Origin of the sequence: Bittarella massiliensis (ex Durand et al. 2017) (assembly GCF_017566145.1) — a bacterium.
Classification (GTDB): Bacteria; Bacillota; Clostridia; order Oscillospirales; family Ruminococcaceae; genus Bittarella; species Bittarella massiliensis_A.
Genome location: NZ_JABFCL010000001.1, coordinates 336,867 through 353,289 on the forward strand (window position 1 = coordinate 336,867; position 16,423 = coordinate 353,289).

A 16,423-nucleotide genomic window follows, 5' to 3' on the forward strand; every position below is an offset into this window, starting at 1 on the left:
GCAACTGGAAGGAATCGGATATTAAAATTGTGCCTTTGTTTTTATCTGTATGTGCCCTGTTGTCCTGTTTCCACATTTTTCTCCAAAACATTGCTATTTCGAGCAGACCTTGTTATAATAAAATGGTATATGGACAGATGTCTGGGTGCTCTTTACAGGGGCGTATTCAGAACTGTTTTGGGGGAAGGCGGATGAAGCCACAGATTTCTATGAAAAAGCACAACTTGTTTCTCGCGGCCAGCGTCTGCGTGTTTTTGCTACTGCTGGGCGTGTTCGCGGCCCTGTTTATCCGCAACTATCAGAAGCTGGAGGAATCTTTGGCGGCAGAGCGGACGGTGTACATCTCGGAGCTTTCCAACCAGCTGGTGGACAAGGTGGACCGAACCCAGGACCAATACCTCCACGAGAGCCGGCTTTACGCGAACCTACTAAACGCCAACCAGCCGGACACCTTTGAAGAAGTCCGGACCATGTTTGCCGGCGGGCACGAGGCGGCCGGCGTGGAGGTCTTTCTGGTGGACAGCCGGGGGACTCCCTACACCCTCCAGGGTGAGAAACAGCCCCTGGAGAACAGCGAGTTTCTGATCCAGCTGCTCTACGGTGGGGAGCAGCTCGCCTCCTTTCAGCGCCACAGCGGAGGACGAGAAAGCTGGATTTTTGGCTGCCCGCTGGAACCGCTGTCCATTGAGGGCAGGGAGTTCGCGGCGGTACTGACGGCCTACGACGTACGCCTCTTTGAGTCCAGCTTTGCATTGGAGTTGTTCAACCAGCAGGGCTACTCTTTCATCGTGGATGGGAACGGCGCCATCGTCATCGGCACCCAGCTGCGGCAGAAATTCGGATACAATATCTTTTCCAGCCTCAAAGAATTGGGTATGGAGGGGGACGCCCTGCAAAATATCCAACAGGCGGTGCAGGAGCGGCAGAGCGGCCAGTTCTACTCCAGCTTCGACGGCGCCCAATGGCTATTGCAATATGAACTGCTGGGCAATGGCGAACAGTACGTCTTTGTGCTGGTCCCCGTTTCGGTGACCGCCGCCCTGCCCATGGAGTACATGCGCCAGACCCTGACCATGGCGGTGCTGGCCATCCTCACCCTGGCCATGCTGTTTTTTACTGTGATGTTCTTTGTCTTCCGCTCCAACCGGCGGCGGGACGCGGAGGTCTACCAAGCCAATCTGCTGGTAAAATCGGCGGAGGCCAAGAGTGACTTCCTGGCCCGGATGTCTCACGACATCCGCACCCCATTAAATGGCATCATCGGCATGAACTACATCGCCTCGACTCATCTGGAGGATCGGGAGGTGGTGAAAGGCAGCCTGAAAAAGATGGATATTTCCGCCAACTACCTGCTGGGGCTCATCAACGACGTGCTGGATATGCAGAAGATTGAGAGCGGGAAGCTGGAACTCAATCCGTCCCCCTTCTCCGCCCGGGAACTGCTGGAGAGCAAGGATGCGCTGGTGCGGCCTGGCATGGAGGAAAAGGGCCTCCGCTTCGCGGTGGACGGCGCGGAAGAATTCCAGTGGAAGTACATCGGAGATCAGCTTCGCATCAGCCAGATCCTGATGAACCTGCTCTCCAACGCCAATAAATTTACTCCCTCTGGCGGCACGGTCTCCCTGCTGGCAAAGGCAGAGCCTATGAAGAATGGGAAGGATCGGGTAACCTTTACCGTGGAGGACAGCGGCGTAGGCATGTCCCAGGAGTACCTGCAGAGGCTGTTCCAGCCCTTCGAGCAGGAGCACCGCGAGACCGCCGCGCAGTACGGCGGCAGCGGCCTGGGACTGTCCATCGTCTACAATCTGGTGCAGCTGATGCAGGGCGAGATCCGCGTCCAGAGCAAACAGGGCAAGGGTTCCCGCTTCGAGGTGGCTCTGACGCTGGAGCGGGGCGACCCGGACGTGAAAGAGGCTGAACCCGCCGCCCCGGTGGAACAGGTATCCCTATCGGGCAAACGCATCCTGCTGGCCGAGGACAACGAGCTCAACCGGGAGATCGCCGAGGAGATCTTGCGGATGCGCGGCCTGGAGGTGGTCTCCGCCGAGGACGGCAAAAAGGCGCTGGAGCTCCTTGAAGGGTCGGAGCCGGGCTATTTTAATGCCGTCATCACGGACATCCGCATGCCTGTCATGGACGGCTACGCGCTGGCCGGGGCGGTGCGCGAGAGCGCCCACCCGGACGGGAAATTCATTCCCATTTTGGCCATGTCCGCCAACGCCTTCGACGAGGATGTGCGTAAATCCATGTCGGCGGGGATGGACGCTCACCTGAAAAAGCCCATCGTCATGGAGGAACTGGAGGCCGCCCTCCAAACATATCTGGGAAGCCGGGAGGGATGAGGCCATGTGTTCAAACAGAACAAATAGGCGGATCTGGGCGGTCGCCCTCTCCCTGGCGCTGGTGCTGACCGGTTGCCGTGCCCCGGCACGGCAACAGCCAGAGGAAAAGGTGGCCATCACCGTATGGGTGGACACGCCCATCAACGGCATGGATCTCTACTGGTCCAAGCTAGCCGCCAAATTCCCGGATATCAAGCTGGACGTCACCTATCAGGAGAACATGGTGCCGGAGGCGGAGATCGCCCGGCGGGTGGCCCACGGGGACGTGGCCGACCTGGTCTTTTCTCAATACCTGGACGTGAATATCCCCGGCCTGCCGGAATGCTTTTTGGATCTGTCCGGCAAGCCCTACACCAGCCGCTATCAGACCTCCTATCTCAACGGTCTGGACGTGGATGGCCGGCTCTACTGCCTGCCCGCGGATCTGGCAGTTCAGGGCTTCATCTATAACAAGACCGTCTTCGATGAACTGGGTCTTGCGGTTCCCAGCAGTTATCAGGAGTTCGAGGCCCTGTGCGGCCGGCTGAAGGATGCTGGCTACCGCCCCGGTGCGTTGGCCACCGGGAACCGTGCCCCGGCGGATCTGTTCGTCCGCGCCTGTGCCGCCGCCAGCCCGCACTCCCTGGCGGCGTGGAAATGGGCGGAAGAGCTCAACGCACAGGCGGACTCAGCCCGTGGTGAGCCGCTGAATCTCGCTTTGGACTTGCTCAATGCTTATGAAGGGCTGGGGATGATCTCTCCTGAAGATTTCACCACCAGCCGCTGGCAGCACCGGCACCTGCTGGCTGAACGGGAGGCGGTTATGGTGCTGGGAAACGCCAGCTCCCTCTGGCGGTTCAGCAGCGCGGACGACTTTCGCCTGATGCCCTTTTTCAGCCCCGTGGACGGCAAAGGATACTTCTTCATCTCACCGCTCATCAGCCTTGCGGTGGGAAAGCAGGTGGTGGAAGACCCGGCCAAGGCAGAGGCGGTAGACCGCATTCTCGAGTACATCACCTCCGAAGAGGGCCAGCTGGACCTGATGTCCATGGACAAGGGGATCATCTCCCCCATCCTTGGGATGCGGGAGATCGATGGCATGGACTTTTACCAGGACGTGAAAAGCAAGCTCACCGACGAAACCCTGCTGCACTTCCCCAAATTTCCCCGGTGTGTTGACGCGCTGAATACCGAACTGGGCGACTGCCTGTGGGGCGACTTGAACCCTGATGGGCTGGCGGAGGCATTGGACGCCGCCAACCGGGAGCCCCAGGGAGATGAACTGCCCGCCGTTGCCGTGGCCGAAGCGGATTTCACCTCGGCCGAGACCAACGCCCTGGCTTTGGATGCTATGAAGGCGGCACTGGATACCGACGTGGCCCTGCTCCGGCAGAAACCCAAGGGACAGCGCTACGATGACTGGTTTCTGTGCGGGGTGTTCTACGAGGGGGCTGTGACCGAGACCGACCTGTTATGTATTCAGCCTCTGGTGGAGAACCCCAAATCCTCCCGCCCCCTGACCAGGGTGGAGATGACGGGGGCACAGCTGTTGGAGCTGCTCTCCTACGAGGGGGCCTACTACTACAACGGGGTCACCGTCCGCTGGCAGGAAGACAAGGACATGGGAACCAGCACGGCTCTGGCCCTGCTGGATGGGGGCGGCCGGGAGATTGGCCCGGAGGAGCGGCTCACCGTGGCCGTGCTGCCCCAATCCCCTCTGAGGGAGGACCAATACCTCAGCCGGGAGAACAGCGGCGTGACACTGTGGACGGCGCTGACAGAGTATATGAGGGAACGGCAGGTACTGACTCCCGTTTCCCCCAACCCCGCCGTCTATGAATAACAGCAGCGAAGAAGGAGAGGATGTCGCGATGAGAGCGAAAAAACAGCCACGGTTGGTGGTGATCACCTTGGCCATGGCGTTGCTGCTGACCGCCTGCAGCCCGCCGGCAGGCCCCATTCAGGAGGAGAAGGTGATCATTACCGTTCTGGCGGATATATCGGCCAAGGATATGGATCTGTACTGGGCCAAGCTAGCGGCTAAATTCCCGGAGGTCAAGCTGGACGTTACCGTGCAGACCACCCTGGCGCCTGCGGATGAGATCGCCCGGCGGGTGGCCCACGGGGACGTGGCCGACCTGGTCTTTTCCCAATCCCTGAACGCCGAGCTCTCCGGCCTGTCGGAGTGTTTTCTGGACCTGTCGGGAAAGTCCTACACCAGCCGATACCAGACCTCTTACCTCAACGCTCTGGATGTGGACGGCCGGATCTACTGCCTGCCAGCGGGCCTGACCGCCCAAGGGCTCGTCTACAACCAGACCTTCTTTGACGAAAACGGGCTGGAGGTCCCCACCAATTACGAGGAGTTTGCCGCCCTGTGCGGTCAGATTCAGGCCCTTGGAACAAGGCCGGGCATGCTGCTCAGCGGCAACCGGGCCCCAGCGGAACTCTTCGCCCGGTGTTACTCTCTCGACAAGCCCCACTCCCTAGCGGCGTGGAAATGGGCCGGGGAGTTTAACACAGGGACCGCCACGGCCCAGGAGGGGGACCTGGACTCCGTCTTTGATATGCTGGACAGCTTTTCCGCACTGGGACTCACCGATCCAGGCGATTACTCCTTCAATCGGTGGGGGCATCTGCGTAAGCTGGCCACCCGGGAGGTGACCATGATCCTGGGAGACGCCTCCGTTCCCATCGAGATGGCGAACCAAAGCAGTACCGATACCTTCCGCCTGATGCCCCTGTTCAGTCCCACAGACGGCAAAGGCTATTTCTTCACAGTGCCGTTGAGTTCTTTGGCGGTGAGCAAACAGGTGGCGGAGGATCCGGCCAAAGCGGAGGCGATGGACCGCATTTTAGAGTACATCACCTCCGAGGAGGGGCAGCGAGAATTGATGGACCTGGATAAGGCCCTCATCTCCCCGGTCACCGGTATGCGAGAAATCGGGGACGAGGCGTTTTACCGAACGGCAAAGGATTTGCTCAACGACGAGCGGCTGCTGAATATCGTGGAATTCCCCGGCTTCGCCTATACCCTCAATATGGAATTGGGGCGGTATCTGCACGGGGAAACGAGCCAAGCCCAACTCACCCAGGCCATGGACGATGCCGCGCACGGCAGGGCGGGCACACAGCAGCAGGCCATCGCCACGGCGGAGCGAAGTTTCACCCTGGCCGAGACCAACGCCCTGGCCCTGGACGCCATGTGCGAGGCATTGGATGCGGATGTGGCCCTGCTCCGGCAATCCTCCAGTCGCCACAGTATGTATCAGTACTGCCTCAACGGCGCGATTTATGAGGGCCCTGTGACCGAAACCGACCTGCTATGCATCCAGCCCGCCGTGGAAAATAGTCGGACCGACTATCCCCTGGCCCGGCTGGAGATGACCGGGGCGCAGCTTTTAGAGCTGCTGTCCTATGAGGGGGCCTACTACTACCACGGCGTCACGGTGCTTTACCGCTGGGATGGGGCCCGGGGCGGCTACGCCGCCGAAGCCCTGCTGGACGGCGCCGGAAACAAGCTGGATCCAGAGACCCACTTCACCGTGGCATTCCTCTCCCAATCCCCCCTGGGGGAGCAGAACTACCTCTCCCGGGAACTGAGCGGCGCCACCCTCTGGACGGCGCTGGAAGAGTATATGAAGGCGCGGGGGACGCTGACTCCTTCCGACCCAAATCCGGCTGTTTATGAGAAGTGAGGCATCAAATGAAACGGACGGAAAAGGACGCATTGACGGAAAAAGGCGCACATAAGGATTATGTTATTGAAACCTTTTCACATTCTGAATCAGGCGTTTGAAAGGATCAACAAATATGCATATAGCTTTATTAACCATATTAATCACCTATCAAGCGATAATGTCAATTTTAGATAAGCGTGATATTCAAAAATATACAGGTTCAGAAATTACAGAAAAGCAAAGGATAAAATTTTATAAAGAGGCAATTGTTTTTGGCTGGATTCCTGTATGGATTATTCTCTTGTTTGTAGGTATTTCTCCTTTAACGCTCTGGAATATTGGGTTTAGAGCCATATCATTCAGCAATAACACATGGTTAAATATTGTTATTGGCATCATTAGTGGCGTTATTGTATTGGCATTGGGTTATCAAACGATTATGTACTTTATAAGTGCAGAGTATAGAAGCAAAGCTGCTGCTGAAATAAGCAGCAAAAAAGATGGCAACTGCCAGTACGATAATGTTGTATCTCAAATCTTGATCCCCAAAAGTAAAACCGAGAAGAAATGGTTTTTATTGGTTTCTCTAACAGCAGGGATATGCGAGGAACTTGTTTGGCGAGGCTGCCTGATATTTTTACTCAGTAATATTTTTTCGTCTGTCAATATAATCGTTATTTATCTGGTACCTTGTATCTTATTTGGATTGGCACATTGTTATCAAGGGGTGTATGGTGTCATCAAAACAAGTATCGTTGCTATACTGTTTGTTATGATTTATTGTGTAACAGATTCCATTATACCTGGAATTGTTCTTCATTTCTTATTTGATTATTCGTCGGCTTTTCTTGTAAAAGACACAGAATCAAATTAGGTTCAGTAATTAGGAAAATAAACATTTGGCGTAGTACACCCTATTGGTATAGGACGCGCTTGATGGAGAGGGCAAAGGACAACAAAGTTGTAAAAACATATAAAGGAGAACGAGAACATGAACAGAGCAAAGAAGATCGGCTGCGCGGTGATCGCGGGGGTGCTGGCGTTGGGGCTGGCGGCCTGCGGGCAGGGCCAGGGAGCGAAAGGCGAGACACTGGACTTTTCCAGCGTGGAGGTGAGCGAACTGCGGGTGGACGAAGCGCCCCGCACCTCCCTGCGGGGACTGGCGGCGTCAACCGACGGCAAGTGCCTCTACGGCGGCTACATCAAGGGCGAGCCCCGGGGCGTCCACAAGCTGGATGCCGAGACCGGCGAGGAGATCTGGTACTATCAGGACAAGGGTTACACCCAGCCCGGCTTCTGCAAGGGTGTGGCGGCAGATGACCGGGGGTATGTCTACGTGGGCGTCACCATCTGGGAGCAGCTGGATGAGGCACAGCTGGCCGTGGTTTCCGATGAGACCGGCGAGGAAATCTCCCTCACTCCGATCCGTGTCAGCGGGAAAGTGGGCACCAACGGTGTGGCCGTCCGCAAGGATGGGGACCGCTATCTGCTCTACCTCATCACCAACTACGACGTCAACCGCATCTACTGCTATGACGTCACCGACGTGAACACACCCGTTCCCAACGAGGAGTTTGGCGCCGGCGGCTTTATCGAGCTCTCCGGCCTCACCGGCGGCAGCGCCGAGGCCACCTGCATCGCCTTTGCCGAGGACGGCAGTTTCTACCTCACGGCCAATCTGGGCGGCGGCAACAAGGGCGACACGGTGCTTCATGTCGCCGCCGACGGGAAAAAAGTGCTGGGGCAGGCCGCCCTGGGCGAGGCTTACGGGCTCACCCTCCACGGGACCTATGTTTTCGTCTCCACCTATCTGGACGGCACCTCTGCCGTTCATGTGCTGGAACGGGACGGGCTGAAAGAGATCGCCCAGGTTGGCAACCTGCCCGACTGCACCCAGTACGCCGGGGTGGCTTTCGCAAACGGCCGGCTCTACATCGCGGACCAGACCTACCAAGAGGGCTCCCGCATCCTGGTCTCCAATGTGATTCCCGAGGCGGGCAAATAGGGTGAACTGAAAAAACAGCAAAAAGCGGCTGCCAGCGTGATTTCACGCTGGCAGCCGCTTTTTATCCCAGATCAACTCAAAACAAATGGCGCCGCGGCCCTTTTCAGGCCCTCCAGATCCGCCTCGCCGGGATGGGACAGCGCCCGGTCGAAGTTGGCGAGCAGCGCCTTGGCCTGCTCCGGCGACTGGGCCTTCATGGCCTCGTAGCGCTTCCGCACTGCCACGGGCATTTTCCCCTGGCACATATAGGAGCCCACCACCGCGTTGGAGCAGTCCAAATGGGCGCGTACCTGGGACAGGATCCGGCCAAAGTATTCCTCATCGCCGCCAAACCCAGCGGTGCCGAACAGGAACACCCGCTTGCCCCGGAGCCCTTCCAGAAAGGCGGCCGAAGTCCCGTCGCAGTCCCCCTTGTCCGTCCAAAAGCCCGCAAAAACCAGCTCCGCGTCAGCCGCCCATTGACTGGGGCCGCCGCAGTAAACGCAGGCGTCCTTTGGAAGGGCGTCTTTCAGCGCCCCGGCCAGAAGCGCGGTGTTGCCGGTATTGCTGCTGTATACGATTGCATAGCTCATGTAATGGCCTCCTTTCCGGCCCTTGTCACCACTCATCCCTCTCCGGCACCAAAATGTTTTTTGCCTCTTTGATCCCAAGCTGAAGGAGATGGTCCCTGCTGTCTCCCAATTCATACAGCAGCATTTGCTCCAGCTTGCCGCAAAAGCCGGGAATATCCTGATTCTCCAGACAGGAGATCAAACCGGCCAAATAGGGCTCAAGCAGCGCGTTGGTGGTTTCCCGGTCCCCCTTCATGCCGCGCAGGGGATTTCCCCAGAACAGCTGCTGCAGCAATTCTGAATAGACGGTGTGGACCGTTCGATTGGGAATGGAATCTGTGATCAGAGCCAGCACCGTATAGGTCAGCACATCGTAATACGGCATACCCTTGATGGCGGAAAGACGCTGTCTCCATAGCCCCATGGAGTCGGGGTCGAGGGAACGGAGGGCCCGCTCCGCCACCGCTCCACAGGACAGCGCGAAGATTTGTAGGCTTTCCAGCATATCCAAAAGCCGCTGCCGGATGGGCGGCTGTGTGAAGTCGCAATTGTGAATGCTCTCCAGAATGGGAAGAACGCGCATACCGTAAGGCCGGTCGGATTTGACCGCTCCAATATTGCACAGCAGGCCCACCGCCCGGCGCACCGTGCGCATAGAGATTTCCTTTTCCTCGGAAAGCCGTTCCATGGTGGGCAGCAGGCTGCCCGCCGGATAGACGCCGCGGCTGATGGCGATCAACAACTCCATGGCCAGGGAGTAGCAGAGTTGGCCCGGCTTTTTATAGGAGTTCCAGTAAAATGCGACCTGTTCCTCCGGAGCCGGCAGGGTGACGCGCTCTCGGTAAAACCGATGCAGCGATGCGGACAGGTCGTTTTGGTAAGAGCAGAGCAGGCTTTGCAGCGCCTGCCAGTCCTTTTCCCGGCACAGCTTCAACGTCTCCTGTACGCGTCGCGCCCCCTCACCCAAAGTGTGCCGGTATTCGGCAGCGCTAAAAAAAGGAGCCTGGAAGAACAAAAAAAACTGCCGGGCCAGCCGAGTCAGCATCGCATTGCCCAACGACACATATTTTTGTTCATAATACTGCCACAGCGCATAGGGCTGTTGGGCATGCTTTTGATAGAGCCGCTCGATCTTGTCAAGGGTCTCCGGCGGCGCATGTTTCAGCCCCAGCCACCAGATGCGCCCAAACAGTAGCCCAAAGGAGCCGTCCAGGTCCAGCAGGGCGTCCTTCCTGAGCGCGAAAAAGGTCTGAATGTGTTGCTCGATCTCCTCCTCGGTAAACGAGACAAGAACCCTTGCCCCGACGTTCTTGGCGAGGGAGATGTACCCTTCCCTTTTCAGGCGGCGGTATGCGAGCTGCACCGTATCCACCGACACATGGAAATGCTCGCCCACCTCAGCCGTGGCGGGCAGACTGTCCATATACACGAAGGTCCCAAATTGAATTTGTGTAAGCAGGGTGTCGTAGATCATCTGCTGCAATTCCATTTCAGCGCCCAAAATATGCCCCCCTTTCCGGCCGGCTGTCCAACAGTCCATTAAAGTATAACATTTTTTGCCCCGGATTTCTACAACTTCACTCAAACGGTTGTTGTTTTCGATTTTCTTTGCTATACTATTATAAAATGGTATATGGACTGTTGTCGCCGAGAGCCGGTTCGCCCCTTTCAGCGGCAAGCCTTGCCTTTGACCTCCTGGCTGCCAGCCAACCGTAGCGCAGCCCGCTCTGCTTTGGAACCAGCGGGTATATAAAAGAGGTGTACGATGATGAACAGAAAGAAGACGATATTGGTCGTGGAGGATCAGGCGGTCAACCGGGAAATCTTGTGCCAGATTCTGGCGGAGGATTATGCCGTGCTGGAAGCGGAGAACGGCCAGGCGGCGCTAGATATACTCGAGCGGGTTGGAGAAGCCGTCTCCCTCATCCTGCTGGACATCATCATGCCGGTGATGGACGGCTACACCTTTCTGTCCGTCATTAAGGAAGACCCGACCTTCTCCGCAATCCCCGTCATCGTGACGACTCAGAGCGATGGCGATGCGGATGAAGTGGCCGCCCTTGCCCATGGAGCGACAGATTTCGTCGCCAAGCCCTACAATCCGCAGATCATCCTGTACCGGGTGGCGAGCATCATCAAATTGCGGGAGACCGCCGCCATGATCAACCTCTACCAGCACGACCGTCTGACCGGCCTTTACAGCAAGGAGTATTTCTACCAGCGGATCAAAGAGATCCTCGCCCAGAATCCGAACAGAGACTATGACCTCGTCTGCTCCAACATCGAAAACTTCAAGTTGATCAACGACGCCTTCGGTATCCCGGCGGCGGACAGGCTCCTCTGTGGCTTTGCGGACCTGTTGCAGAAGAGGATACAGGACAGAGGAGTTTGCGGGCGGCTGACCGCGGACCGCTTCGCCTGCCTGGTGGAACATCACCGGGAGTATGCCAATGATATGTTCCGAGAGGATCTGGAGCGAATCAACGCCTTGACCGAGATCAAGAACATCGTGGTGAAATGGGGTGTCTACCCGGTGCGGGAGAACCCCGCCTCGGTGGAGCAGATGTGTGACCGTGCCCTGCTGACGGCCGAGAGCATCAAAGGGCAGTATGGAACTCACTACGCCGTCTACGACGACACGCTGCGCCGCCGGCTCCAGCGCCAGCAGCAAATCACCGAGAGTATGGAGAACGCCCTGGAACAGAAGCAGTTCGAGATCTATCTGCAGCCCAAGTACCGGGTCAGGGACGGTGCTTTGATCGGCGCCGAGGCGCTGGTGCGGTGGAACCATCCGGAATGGGGGCTCCAGTCCCCGGCCGAATTCATCCCCCTGTTTGAAAAAAACGGCTTTATCACGAGGCTGGATCAATATGTGTGGGACGCTGCTAGCGCTCTTATGCGGGAATGGAACGGCAGAGGGCTCCCACCCCTCCCCATCTCAGTCAACGTCTCCCGGGCGGACATCTTCCACGCAGACCTCACCAATGTGCTGCTGGAAACGGTCAAGCGGCATGGGCTGGAGCCGGAGCGGCTGCACCTGGAAATCACCGAAAGCGCCTACGCCGAGGCGCCGGACCAGATCATTGAAACGGCCGGCCGCCTGCGATCCCTCGGCTTTGTGATCGAGATGGACGATTTCGGAAGCGGATACTCCTCCCTCAATATGCTCAGCAGGCTGCCGGTGGATATTCTGAAGCTGGACATGAAGTTTTTGCAGAGCGAGATCGAGATGTCCGGCGACGAAGGGATCATCCGATTTATCATGCAGCTGGCCCACTACATGAAGCTGGGGGTCGTGGCGGAGGGCGTGGAGACGGAAACCCAGCTTCTCCACCTGCGGGCCATCGGCTGCGACTGTGTGCAGGGGTATTACTTTGCCCGGCCCATGCCGGTGCGGGAATTTGAGGCTCTGATGGAAAAGGCCCTATCGGCCCTGAATTCGGAAGAAAAGGTGGGGGTCTGAACATGCAAAGTATGAAAAACTGTTTTGAGGAGTACGGCGCAGACTACACAGGGACCATGGAGCGGTTCATGCAAAACGAAGCGCTGTATGTGCGGCTGCTGGGCAAGTTGTTCCCCAGCGTCGAACTGCGACAGCTGGGAGAGACCCTCATGACCGGCAATCAGGCCGACGCGTTCGACGCTGCCCACACGCTCAAAGGCGTCGCGGGCAATTTGGGGCTAACCCCGCTGTACGAAGCGGTCTGCGCCATCGTGGAACCGCTGCGCGCCAAGGAGAAGCGGGCGGATTATCCGGCCCTGTTTGATGCCGTGCAGAAAGAGTTCATGAAAGCGGAGGCGTTCTGGAATGCCCTGAAGGGGGGCGAATGAGGATGGCGGAGCAGTCTGTTATCTCCATGGATCAGATGAAAGAGATTCTCGACAACGCGCCGGTGGCCGTGTTCGTCTGCTCGATCAAGGATCAGGGCCTGCTGTATCGGAACAGCTTGGCAAAGAAACTGTTCCCGGGGGACAAATGTTCGGGCGCAACCTGCTACCACATGGCGGGTTTCGAGGAACCATGCCCCTTCTGCCGTATGGGGGAGATGCGCCAGGACGGGTTCGTGACCCGGGAATATTCCCCTTCGGGCAGCGGACGCACCTACCAGCTCAGTGGCAAGCTCATCGACTGGGCGGGCGAAACCGCCCACATCGAATATATCCTGGATATCACGGAGAAAAAGCAGGAGGCGGAACAGCACCGCAAAAGTGAGGAGGCACTGTTCGAGGCCCACGAGCGGGTGCGGGAGACCCAGCAGGAACTGAACCACTTGGTCAACTCGATCCCCGGGGGCATCGCCACCTACCAGATAGAGGAAGGCCGGTATAGCCTGACCTATATGTCCGACGGCGTGCCGGCCCTTACCGGCTATACCCGGGAGGAATATGAGGAGCGGGCCCGCCAGGGGATCTTCGATAATATCTACGAGCCGGACCGGAACCGCGTTGTCCGAATAAGCCAGGCTTTCATAGAAAGTGGAGAGGTGCTGGATGTGTCCTACCGGGTCCGCCACAAGGATGGCAGCCTGGTCTGGATCCACCTGAACGGGCGGTGCATCAGCTCCACCCGTTTTTACGCTGCGTTTACCGGCATGTCGGCGGAAAGCCGCCTGTTTCAGAGCATCGCCAATGAAACGGCGGATGGGATCTATGTAATTGACAAAGAGAACTATGAACTGCTGTACGCCAACGAGTCGAAAAGCCTGTTTGCGGGCGGCAAACCCTGCATCGGGCAAACTTGCTACACGGCGCTCCAGGGGAAGGACGCCCCCTGTGATTTCTGCGCGCTGAACAGATACGGCGCGGACGGAGAGGAACACGAGATCAGGGTGGATGACAGTGGCCGGGTCTACTCCTCCCGGTTTCGAGAGACCGACTGGAACGGCATCCCGGCCCATATTCAATACATCCGAGATGTGACCGATGAGGTCCGGACCCGCCGGGAAAAAGAGCGGCTGGAACTGTACTTTCAGTCCATTTTGGAAGCGTTGCCCAGCGGGGTCTGCGTCATGGCGACGCGGCCGGACGGCAGCATGTTCCCGGAGTATATCTCCGAGGGCTTTGCGGCTATGACCCTGATGACACTGGAAGAATCCTATGCGCTGTACCGCAGGAATGTGTTTGGCGGCGTGCATCCGGACGACATCGAGAGCAACTGGGCAAAGGTACAGGCGTGTTTGGATCGCGGTGAAGACCACTTTGAGATCGAAGCCCGGTTTTTGTGTGGGGACGGCAGCTATATCTGGGTGAAGGACCATGTGTCTGTCCAAACAGGTGTGGACGGGATCCAAAGGCTCTACTCCGTCTATACCGACATCAGCGAGACGGTGAAGGAAAACGAGCGTGTCAACCGCCAGTATGAAGACCTGATTTTGGAGCATTACCACACCCCGGGTGCGGACGAGTTGCTCCTGGGACACTGTAATATCACACAGGGCCAGATAATCCAGGTCAAGGATTTCACCGGAACCAATTGCTTTGAGGCGCTGGGCAAAGACAGGGAGGGCTTCTTCACCCGGTTGGCCGGCTTCATTGTGGATGAAAAAGAGCGGCAGACATTTCTCGACACCTATCTGAGGGCCCCTGCGCTGGCCGCCTTTGAGAGAGACGAGACGGAGAAGGTTCAGATCTGCTTTGTGAAGCTGCCGGGACAGAGCGCTGGCCGCTACATACAGATCAAGGTAAACATGATTGCGGCGCCGGGAACCGATGACGTGATTGGCGTATTAACGGTAACGGATGTTACGGATAAAACCATGACCGATCGGATTCTGCAAAAGCTTTCGGTCACCACCCACGATTATATTCTCGACGCCAATCTTTTGGCGGATACTTTCAAAATGCTCAACAGCAACCAAAATGCATATCTGGTGCCGGAGGCTGCGGGCTGCTATTCCGAGCGGGTCGCCTATATGGCGGAGAATATCGTGCTGGAAAAAGACAGGGCGCGGTATGCCGAAGCGCTGAGAGCGGACATGGTCCTACAGCGGTTAAAAGATGAGGATTCCTATACGATAACCTACTCCTTGTCGGATGAAAACGGTGGTGTTCGCACCAAGAACATGACGATGTTCTCCCTTGACCTGCAGTTGGGACGGGTCGGTCTGGTCTGCACCGACATCACCGACTCGGTGCGGACGCTGGAGGACGCCCTCTTGAGCGCCCAGCAGGCCAACCGGGCCAAGAGCGATTTTCTCTCCCGGATGAGCCATGAGATTCGCACGCCCTTAAACGCCATCATCGGCATGATGGCCATCGCCGGGGCCCACATCGACGAGCCTGTGCGGGTGGAGGACTGCTTGACCAAGGCCGTTTTTTCCGCCAAGCACCTGTTGATGATCATCAATGATGTGCTGGATATGAGCAAGATCGACAGCAACAAAATGGTGTTGCAAAACGAGCCCTTTGACATCTTTGAGGTGGTCAACGGGTACGTCTCCACAGTATTCGCCCAGGCAAAGGCCAAGCAGATCGAGTTTTCGGAAACCATGGAGGGCTTCGGGGAGCACACAACCTTTGTGGGCGATTCCCTGCGGCTCAACCAAATTTTGCTGAACCTCAGTTCCAACGCAGTGAAGTTCACACCGCCGGGCGGGAAAGTCCATCTGACGGTCTCCCACCTGGCCTCCAAAAACAAAACGGACATCCTCCGCTTCGCTCTCTCCGATACCGGCATCGGCATGACCGAGGAGGCCATCGGGCGGATCTTCCAGCCCTTTGAGCAGGCCGATGCCTCCATTGCCGGGCGCTTCGGAGGCACCGGACTGGGCATGTCCATCACCGGCAATCTGGTGGCGCTGCTGGGCGGCATCATCCAGGTGGAGAGCGAGTTGGGCAAGGGCAGTACCTTCACCGTGGACCTGCCCTTCCAAAAAAGCGACGAAAACATCCAGGAACCGGACTTTGCCAACCTGGGGCTGTCCGCGCTCATTGTGGATGACGAGCAGCAGGTCTGCGAGCAGACGGCCAGCCTGCTGGAGAAAATCAAAATCCAGGCCGAGTGGCGACTCTCCGGCAACCATGCCCTCGAGAGGCTTTCGGCGCTTCGCCGGGCGGGAACGCCGTTTGACCTGTGCTTCATCGACTGGAAGATGCCGGACATGGACGGTGTGGAACTGACCCGCCGCATCCGCCGGGAGATCGGCGAGGACATTCCCATTGTGCTGATCTCCGCCTACGACATTTCGGAAATCGAGGACGAGGCCCGGGCAGCCGGGGTCAATGGCTTTCTGCCCAAGCCTCTGTACCGCTCCTCGGTCTACAGCGCCGTGCAGAGCACCGTACTGAAAAAAAGCGATTCTGCCGCCCCCGTTCCGGAGGATGCGAAGAAGGTTCTGGAGGGGAAAAGTCTGCTGGTGGCGGAGGACAACGAGATCAACCAGGAGGTGGCTCGGATGCTGCTGGAGGATCAGGGCGCGAGGGTGCTTTGTGTGGACGACGGCCAGAAGGCGCTGGACACCTTCCTTGCCTCAAAGTCCGGCGAGTACGACGCCATCCTGATGGATGTGCAGATGCCGGTGATGAACGGCCACCAGGCAGCCCAGCAAATCCGCACGTCGAGCCATCCAGATGCCATGCGCATCCCGATCATCGCCGTCACCGCCAACGCCTTTTCAGACGATATCTCCGCCGCCCTGGCGGCCGGCATGAACGCCCATGTCAGCAAGCCGCTGAATGTGGAGCAGCTCTGCCAGGCGCTGGCGGAGCAGATTGGGAAAACAAAGCAGAGAGAAGAAAAGTAGCCGTGAAGATGGATCCCGCCGCACAGGTCGCCCCTCCCGGGCTGCCGGCATCACGCCCTCCGGGAAGACTTCCATCCATGAAAATGTGCCGCTGGGAAAGCCGGCGGCATGGAAAGGCGGGTGA

10 protein-coding genes are annotated in these 16,423 nt (G+C 57.8%); 8 read left to right on the forward strand and 2 right to left on the reverse strand.

Annotation, left to right across the window (positions count from 1 at the left end; genetic code table 11):
* Positions 1–191: 191 nt before the first annotated feature.
* The 5 genes from HJY11_RS01670 to HJY11_RS01690 all read left to right on the forward strand — a co-directional run bounded on the left by HJY11_RS01670 (position 192) and on the right by HJY11_RS01690 (position 8,006).
* Entirely contained in the window at positions 192–2,342 is a 2,151-nt protein-coding gene (locus HJY11_RS01670) for an ATP-binding protein (protein ID WP_208074333.1), read from the forward strand.
* Between the two features lie 4 nt (positions 2,343–2,346).
* Positions 2,347–4,164 (forward strand): extracellular solute-binding protein, encoded by a 1,818-nt coding sequence (locus tag HJY11_RS01675; RefSeq protein WP_208074334.1) that lies wholly within the window; start codon positions 2,347–2,349, stop codon positions 4,162–4,164.
* Between the two features lie 28 nt (positions 4,165–4,192).
* Entirely contained in the window at positions 4,193–6,019 is a 1,827-nt protein-coding gene (locus HJY11_RS01680) for an extracellular solute-binding protein (RefSeq protein ID WP_208074335.1), read from the forward strand.
* A gap of 115 nt (positions 6,020–6,134) precedes the next feature.
* Positions 6,135–6,875, forward strand: a complete 741-nt coding sequence (locus HJY11_RS01685; protein ID WP_208074336.1) for a CPBP family intramembrane glutamic endopeptidase — start codon at positions 6,135–6,137, stop codon at positions 6,873–6,875.
* Positions 6,876–6,992: 117 nt separating this feature from the next.
* Positions 6,993–8,006, forward strand: a complete 1,014-nt coding sequence (locus tag HJY11_RS01690; RefSeq protein WP_208074337.1) for a hypothetical protein — start codon at positions 6,993–6,995, stop codon at positions 8,004–8,006.
* A 71-nt stretch (positions 8,007–8,077) separates the two neighbouring features.
* On the opposite strand, the gene bilS is transcribed toward HJY11_RS01690, so the two are convergent.
* Positions 8,078–8,578, reverse strand: a complete 501-nt coding sequence (gene bilS / locus HJY11_RS01695) for a flavodoxin family protein BilS (RefSeq protein WP_208074338.1) — start codon at positions 8,576–8,578, stop codon at positions 8,078–8,080.
* 25 nt (positions 8,579–8,603) lie between these two features.
* Positions 8,604–10,058 (reverse strand): GntR family transcriptional regulator, encoded by a 1,455-nt coding sequence (locus tag HJY11_RS01700; RefSeq protein ID WP_208074339.1) that lies wholly within the window; start codon positions 10,056–10,058, stop codon positions 8,604–8,606.
* A 264-nt stretch (positions 10,059–10,322) separates the two neighbouring features.
* On the opposite strand from HJY11_RS01700, the gene HJY11_RS01705 reads away from it, so the two are divergent.
* The 3 genes from HJY11_RS01705 to HJY11_RS01715 are packed head-to-tail and all read left to right on the forward strand — an operon-like array spanning position 10,323 to position 16,299.
* Positions 10,323–12,020, forward strand: a complete 1,698-nt coding sequence (locus HJY11_RS01705) for a putative bifunctional diguanylate cyclase/phosphodiesterase (RefSeq protein WP_368041517.1) — start codon at positions 10,323–10,325, stop codon at positions 12,018–12,020.
* 2 nt (positions 12,021–12,022) lie between these two features.
* Positions 12,023–12,388 (forward strand): Hpt domain-containing protein, encoded by a 366-nt coding sequence (locus HJY11_RS01710; RefSeq protein WP_208074340.1) that lies wholly within the window; start codon positions 12,023–12,025, stop codon positions 12,386–12,388.
* Between the two features lie 2 nt (positions 12,389–12,390).
* Positions 12,391–16,299: a response regulator gene (locus tag HJY11_RS01715; RefSeq protein ID WP_208074341.1), complete on the forward strand. Its 3,909-nt coding sequence runs from the start codon at positions 12,391–12,393 to the stop codon at positions 16,297–16,299.
* The last annotated feature ends 124 nt before the right edge of the window (positions 16,300–16,423 follow it).

Bases quoted from the DNA above. Each gene is read 5' to 3' on its own strand.
- HJY11_RS01675 (WP_208074334.1), top strand. From the start codon at position 2,347: ATGTGTTCAAACAGAACAAATAGGCGGATCTGGGCGGTCGCCCTCTCC.
- HJY11_RS01690 (WP_208074337.1), top strand. From the start codon at position 6,993: ATGAACAGAGCAAAGAAGATCGGCTGCGCGGTGATCGCGGGGGTGCTG.
- HJY11_RS01680 (WP_208074335.1), top strand. From the start codon at position 4,193: ATGAGAGCGAAAAAACAGCCACGGTTGGTGGTGATCACCTTGGCCATG.
- HJY11_RS01685 (WP_208074336.1), top strand. From the start codon at position 6,135: ATGCATATAGCTTTATTAACCATATTAATCACCTATCAAGCGATAATG.
- HJY11_RS01710 (WP_208074340.1), top strand. From the start codon at position 12,023: ATGCAAAGTATGAAAAACTGTTTTGAGGAGTACGGCGCAGACTACACA.
- HJY11_RS01670 (WP_208074333.1), top strand. From the start codon at position 192: ATGAAGCCACAGATTTCTATGAAAAAGCACAACTTGTTTCTCGCGGCC.
- bilS (WP_208074338.1), bottom strand. From the start codon at position 8,578: ATGAGCTATGCAATCGTATACAGCAGCAATACCGGCAACACCGCGCTT.
- HJY11_RS01715 (WP_208074341.1), top strand. From the start codon at position 12,391: ATGGCGGAGCAGTCTGTTATCTCCATGGATCAGATGAAAGAGATTCTC.
- HJY11_RS01705 (WP_368041517.1), top strand. From the start codon at position 10,323: ATGATGAACAGAAAGAAGACGATATTGGTCGTGGAGGATCAGGCGGTC.